This is a genomic window from Bradyrhizobium genosp. SA-3, from assembly GCF_004212635.1.
Lineage (GTDB): Bacteria > Pseudomonadota > Alphaproteobacteria > Rhizobiales > Xanthobacteraceae > Bradyrhizobium.
In genome coordinates, this window is the sequence record NZ_PSRT01000243.1 from 1 (window position 1) to 6,384 (window position 6,384).

General features: G+C 60.4%; 4 protein-coding genes. 2 read left to right on the forward strand and 2 right to left on the reverse strand.

Features of this window, described 5'->3' with window-relative positions; translation table 11 throughout:
- Positions 1–428, forward strand: a 428-nt coding sequence (locus CWO91_RS40980; protein WP_130220993.1) for an SDR family oxidoreductase, incomplete at its 5' end; no start/stop codon positions are given.
- Positions 429–1,464: 1,036 nt separating this feature from the next.
- Here the strand turns inward: CWO91_RS40980 and CWO91_RS40985 are convergent.
- The gene (locus tag CWO91_RS40985; RefSeq protein WP_130220994.1) at positions 1,465–4,026 is read right to left on the reverse strand and encodes a GAF domain-containing protein; all 2,562 of its coding nucleotides are present in this window, start codon (positions 4,024–4,026) and stop codon (positions 1,465–1,467) included.
- Between the two features lie 345 nt (positions 4,027–4,371).
- Positions 4,372–5,178 (reverse strand): N-acyl homoserine lactonase family protein, encoded by an 807-nt coding sequence (locus tag CWO91_RS40990; protein ID WP_165406059.1) that lies wholly within the window; start codon positions 5,176–5,178, stop codon positions 4,372–4,374.
- Between the two features lie 381 nt (positions 5,179–5,559).
- Between CWO91_RS40990 and CWO91_RS40995 the strand changes: the two genes are divergently transcribed.
- Positions 5,560–6,384 (forward strand): caspase family protein (locus CWO91_RS40995; protein ID WP_130220996.1); only part of this gene is annotated, 825 nt, incomplete at its 3' end.

Genomic DNA, 6,384 nt, shown 5'->3' on the forward strand with positions numbered 1-6,384 from the left:
GTGGCCAAGCCACCTACGCTGCGGCCAAGTGCGCGGTAGTTGGATTGATGCGCATTCTTGCAGTTGAAGGCGCTGAGCATGGGATTCTCGTGAACACCATTTCGCCAGCCGGGTACACGAGGATGCACCCAGCGGCGGTTGCGGATCCTGCTTGGCTGAAGCAGAGCGAAGCCACAATGCCGGTTGAGGCTGTTGCGCCAGCGATCGTCTGGCTGGCAAGCGATAGTTGTTCGGAGACGAACAGGATCTACAACGTGGAAGCCGGAGTAATCCAGCGTATCGCTATCGTCATGGGACCTGGCTTCAATGATTCACATCTGACACCCGAGAGCATCGCCGAGAACTACGCAAAGGTCGAATCGATCGAGGGCTTCTTCGAGCCGGGTCCGTTCGAGCCCGGTCAGATACCCGCAACGGCGAAGTCTTGAGGAACGAGGTTACGTCATGGCGACGTTCGACTCTGACAGACGGCGTTACGGTATGAACTTCTACGCAAGTCATCAGCGGCCGCTCCAGCAGCGGAGCTACACTGACCGACCTGCTGAAGGTCAGCTAAGGTCAAAGGCTGCCCTCGTTAGGCATCGTTACCTTTGTCGCCTTACCTCTCGGAGGCAGAGATAGCGGGGCTCTGGCTTAAGGTCAGCCACGGGCCAACAGGCGACATTCCCGGCTTGGCCTGATATGAAAGAGGCCGCCAACTGAGGCGGCCTTACAATTGCGAAACCAAGAGGGTGACGCACGCGATCAGCGTCGCCGTACTGAGGGTCACCACGACAAGGGCTTGTTCACTGTGGGCCTTGAGCTCTTCGTCATCCATTGTGCCCAACGCCAGTACCGACCTCTGGTTTCTGTCGGCGCCGAACGTTTTGCGAACTAGGCCCACCTAGGTCAGAGACGCCCGTACCACGGGTTCCAGCTGCGTTATTTTATGAAGTAGACGCTCGTAACCGCTACGGCGATCAGCAATGCGCCACCAAACACAGCAATGGCAAAACAAACGCGTGCCGGGATCGAATATGTATCAAAATGGGGTTCTCTGATCATACTACGGGCTCCCCCTGTGTTGGAGTGCAACCGACAGTCCTGATGAGTGGAGCCAGTGAATTCCCTTTATGGACGGCGTCGAGTCAATTCGGTTCCGCAGTGCCAGACCTGTGTGTTCTTGGCGTAACATTCGCGTTCGCCAAGTGTTCTGTTGGATTTAATTCCTTGATCCGCCTCAAGCTCCGTATAACTACGGAATCCGGACATTGAGGGATTCAACTTAGGACACTGAGGGTCAAATACGGACAGTACCCCGCCGACCATAGGAACAAACCGTGACGCTCGGCACAAATTGAGAACGGCAGTAAGTCCGATATGGGTCATTCGCGTCGGTTGGGCCGGGTGCAGCCGATTTCCGCACCACCCCTACAAGCAGACACGTTGCCGTGCGTCGGCATGTCTCAAACGGGCCAAAAGAGGTCATCGCGGCAGCGTGATAATGAACTCGGTAAACACACCCAGTTCGCTCTCGACATCGAGGGTTCCGCCGTGTTGTTTGACAATGATGTCGTGAGTCATCGACAGACCGAGCCCTGTGCCTTCGCCAGCTGGCTTGGTAGTGAAGAAGGGATTGAACATCTTGTCCTTCACCTCGACCGGAATGCCGGTGCCGTTGTCGCGGATGCGGATTTCGACCTTGTTGCCAAGGTTCTTCGTGGCCGCACTCAGCACAGGTTCAAAGGTCTCGTCTCCCGCTTCGGACTTGCGCCTGGTGGCAACATAGAAGCCGTTGGAGATCACGTTGAGCAGCGCGCGCGTGATCTCCTGCGGGTACACCTCGATTTCCCCCGCGTCGGGGTCGAGGTCCTGCTTGAGCGTGATGTTGAAGTCGGACTTCTCTGCGCGCGCGCCATGGTAGGCTAGATTAAGACTCTCCTGGACCAGGGCATTGATGTCGGCGAGGCGGCGCTCGCCCGGTCCCTCGCGTGAGTGCAGCAGCATGTTCTTGACGATGGAATCGGCCCGCTTGCCGTGCTGCACGACCTTTTCGAGGTTGCTCTTCAAAAGCGCCGTCAGCTCATCGACTTCGGTGCGGATCTTGTCGACGAGTTCGGCGGGCTTGAGGGCCTCGTTCAACTCCTCGGTCAACTCCGCTGAAAGGGCTGCGAAATTATTGACGAAGTTGAGCGGGTTCTTGATCTCGTGCGCAATGCCCGCGGTGAGTTGGCCGAGCGAGGCAAGCTTTTCGGTCTGCACCAGGCGGTCCTGTGCGGTGCGGAGGTCGTCGAGGGATTGCGAGAGATCGTCGGTTCGCTGCCGCAGCTCCTTGAGCAGTCGTGTGTTTTCGATGGCGATCACCGCTTGTGCCGCAAAATTTTCCAGCAACTCGACCTGCTTGTCGCTGAACTCTTGCACTTCCTTGCGGTAGACAGCAAAGCCACCGACAAGCTCGCTCTCCTTGAGCATCGGCACAATCAGAACGGTGCGGGCTGCGGCGACCTTGTAGATCAGATCGTCGGGATGCTCTGTGGCGATATCGGCAATGTGAACCAGCGCCTTGGTCTCGACGAGGCGCCCCAGCGAAGGCGCCCCATCAAACGGCGCGATGAAGTGTGGCGGCGTTTCCTGGTCGGGCGCGTACAATTGCGGCACGTTTTGCGCGGCCATTCGCGCCACCCGCCGCAACCTGTCGCCTTCGTATAGGAGCAGCGTCCCAAAACTGGCACGGCAGATGCGCACGGCATTTTCCAGCATGGCCTCGAACACCGGCCCAAGTCCGCCAGGCGAACTGGATATGACTTGTAGCACTTCCGACGTCGCGGTTTGCCGCTCCAGCGCTTCCCTCGTTTCATTGAACAATCGCGCGTTCTCGATCGCAATCACCGCCTGGTCGGCGAAGGACTGTAGCAAGGCAATCTGCTTCTCATTAAATGGCTGCACTTCGGTGCGGCGAAGCAGAATCGCGCCAATGCTCTCCTTTTCGCACAGCAACGGAACAGCCAGAATGCTGTGAATAACCCCGGTATCGGTATGCTGGGTCAATTTCCGACCATCTGGAAATTCGGCGCCTTCGTCTGAGAGGAGGTCGCGCACGTGCACCGGCGTCTGATCGAGGAACGCACGCCCCGAGACCCAGCCGCGATTGATCGGCCACTTTCCTACATCTATCGATATCGGGCCATGATGTGCGCTGAAGCGCAGTTCGTCGCCGTCCTTCAAGAGTACGGCAGCATCATCGGCCTCACAAAGTTGGCACGCACTTGCGACGATTGCTTCGAGAACTGGTTCGACGTTAGTCGGTGAGGACGCTATGACCCTTAAGATATTGCTGCTGCCGGTCTGGTAGGTGAGGGCTTCGGAGAGATCGCGGGTCTTGGCCTGCACCTCGTTGATCAGCCGTGCGTTTTCGATGGCGATCACGGCCTGGTCGGCGAAGGTCTGTAGCAATTGCACGTGATGGTCGGCGAATGAGCCGGTCTCGACTCGCGTCACGGTGATCAAGCCGATAGGCACCCCATTGCTCATCAACGGCGTCAACAACATGCTGCGAAAGCCGCGCAATCGCGCCAAATCCCTGGCCAGTATGTTTGGCGAGGATTCGGTATCGACAATCTGCATTGGTTTGCCATCACGCAGCAACTCGAAGGGCGGCGAAGACGTTGTGAGATGCCGCGGGAACGAAGCTCGCAATGCTTCGTCAGCGACCGGATTGGTCGGCGTGAACGCCTCCAGGTGTTGCATGCCGTCGATATAGCGAAACACTGCCGTAGAGAAACCGCCAATCAGCCTGTTGGCGCTGATCGCAATCGCCTCGAATACCGGCTGCACATCGTCAGGCGAACTTGCGATGACCTTCAATATTTGGGCCGTCGCCGCCTGCTGCTCGCGGGCCTCCTTCAGGTCTTTGCTCGGACCGGCGACCGAACGACGCTTCGCTCGGCTGGCCGCTGGCGCAATGCGGCGCTTGCTCTGGGTGGTCTTGCGGCCCTTGCGGGTCTTCGCCTGGCTCGTCTTGCCGCCCGTTCTTGATGGCCGCGCCATATCCGCCCCCAAAGGGTCAAGAAGGGTATCTTATCGGTCCAAACCATCATTCAGGAAGGGCCGGGATAGCCTGAATCGCATGTCACCGGGCCGGGCTGATGTCCGAGAAGGGTCACAAGGCGACGTCCCGCGGGTGGGGGCTGCGTGTCCGCTCGCCCCTCGAAAGCCGACATGCAGGATTCATAAGCACGCGCCCTAGTCGATCGCGGAGGTGCGCAAGCGCCGTCTTGCGGACGATGCTTCGCATCGCCGCGAGAACCATGAAGGCCCCGCTGCTGGATCTCGGCCTTCATCCTTCGAGACGCGCGCAAGAGCGCGCTCCTCAGGATGAGGGTTTGGCATCAACTATCTCGCAAACGATCGCGACGGCGGCAGGTGCAGCGCCCAGGCATCTACCTTGTCGCTGGCGCGGGGATAGATTTCCGTCACGATCGGATCATGGCCGGGAATGAATCGATCAGGGTGACCGGCGAGGCGCTCGATGGTCTCCCAGCCTTGCGCCATGTCGCCGACATTGTAGACGATCGGGAACGGGCTCTTGCGCTGGAGATTGGCGTAGTAATGCGCGGCATCGGACGCCAGCACCACCGGTCCGCGCGCGGTCTCGACCTTGACCACCTGCAAGCCGTCGGAATGGCCGCCGACGCGATGCACGGTCACGCCGGGCGCGACTTCGCCATCGCCGGAATAGAAGGTGACGCGCTCGCCATAGACGTGACGCACCATCAGCGTGACGTGCTCGACCGAGAACGGATGGCGCAAGAGGCCGTTGCACATGCAGCGGCCGGTCGCGTAAGCCATCTCGCGCTCCTGGAGATGGAAGCGCGCATGTGGGAAGCGATCGAGATTGCCGGCGTGGTCGTAATGCAGATGCGTCACGATGACGTCGCGAATCGCGGCCGCGGCGACGCCGAAGCGCTCCAGCGCGTCGACCGGATTGAGCGTCAGCTTGCGCGCCCGCGCGCTCGCCTCCTCGGCGTTGAAGCCGGTATCGACCAGGATGTCGCGACCGTGCCCTCGGATCAGCCAGACGAAATAGTCGAGGTCCTGCGCCGCGCTGTCATGCGGGTCGGGCGCGAGGAAGTTCATGTGGGGGGTGCGCGGCGACATTGTCGCATAGCGCAGTGCGTAGATCTCGTAGACGTTTCCCATGACGCTGCTCTTTGTTTTGCTTTTTTCTGAGTGGACCTGCAGAGACGAGCCGGCGGACCAAGCCATTGTCCGCCGCAAAGGTCAAACACCTGAGATTGCGGCGACCGCTGTCCTCCAATGTGAGACCAATCACATTTTGGTCGCCCTGGCTGCCCTAACGTCCCGCGGACAGGATCGAGCCAGATCGCATCGAGTGCAACCATGACAGCCTCTTTATTCCCCTCGCAGCACGGCCATGCCTTGCGGTCGATCGTCGCGATAAAGTCGAATCTCCAAGCGGTTGACGCCCCCCATCCCGGGTCTGATAATGCATGGAGCGAAAGTTAAGGTCGCCGCGGCGCAAGCTGGGAACGGTGCCTTTTTGGCTGGACCGCGCTGATTATGAAAATTCGCTTCCTTTTTCTGCTGCCTTTGCTCATCTCGCTTGTTCCGACTGCGCCGTCGCTTGCGGCTGGCGACCGCTTTGCGCTGGTGATCGGCAACGCCAAATATCCGGATGCGGATGCCCCGCTGAAGGAACCGATCAATGATGCGCGTGACGTCGCCGACGAGCTCAAGCGCGACGGCTTTTCCGTCGAGGTCGGCGAGAACCTGACCGGCGACGGCATGCGCCGCGCCTTCGACAAGCTCTACGGCAAGATCAAGCCGGGTTCAGTGGCGCTGGTGTTCTTCAGCGGTTTCGGCATCCAGTCCGCGCGTCAGAGCTACATGCTGCCGGTCGATGCGCAGATCTGGACCGAATCCGACGTGCGCCGCGACGGTTTCAGCCTGGAGACCGTGCTCGGCGAGCTCAACACCCGCGGCGCCGGCGTCAAGATCGCGCTGGTCGATGCCTCCAGGCGCAACCCGTTCGAGCGCCGGTTCCGCAGCTTCTCGGCCGGCCTGACCCCGGTCATCGCGCCGAATGGCACGCTGGTGATGTATTCGGCGGCGCTGGCCTCGGTGGTCTCGGACGCCGGCGGCGAGCACAGCCTGTTCGTCCAGGAACTGCTGAAGGAAATCCGCGTCCCTGACCTGATGGCCGAGGAGACGCTGAACCGCACCAAGATGGGCGTCACCCGCGCCTCGCGTGGCGAGCAGGTGCCGTGGATATCCTCTTCATTGGCCGAAGATTTCTCATTCATTCCAGGGGCCGGCGGATCGCGCCCGTCAACGACGCCGCCACCCGCGCCGCCGGCCGTGGTCGCCAACAACCCGCCGCCGGCA

What these genes read in the sequence shown, in the direction of transcription:
- CWO91_RS40985 (WP_130220994.1), bottom strand. Translation starts at nt 4,026, where the DNA reads ATGGCGCGGCCATCAAGAACGGGCGGCAAGACGAGCCAGGCGAAGACC.
- CWO91_RS40990 (WP_165406059.1), bottom strand. Translation starts at nt 5,178, where the DNA reads ATGGGAAACGTCTACGAGATCTACGCACTGCGCTATGCGACAATGTCG.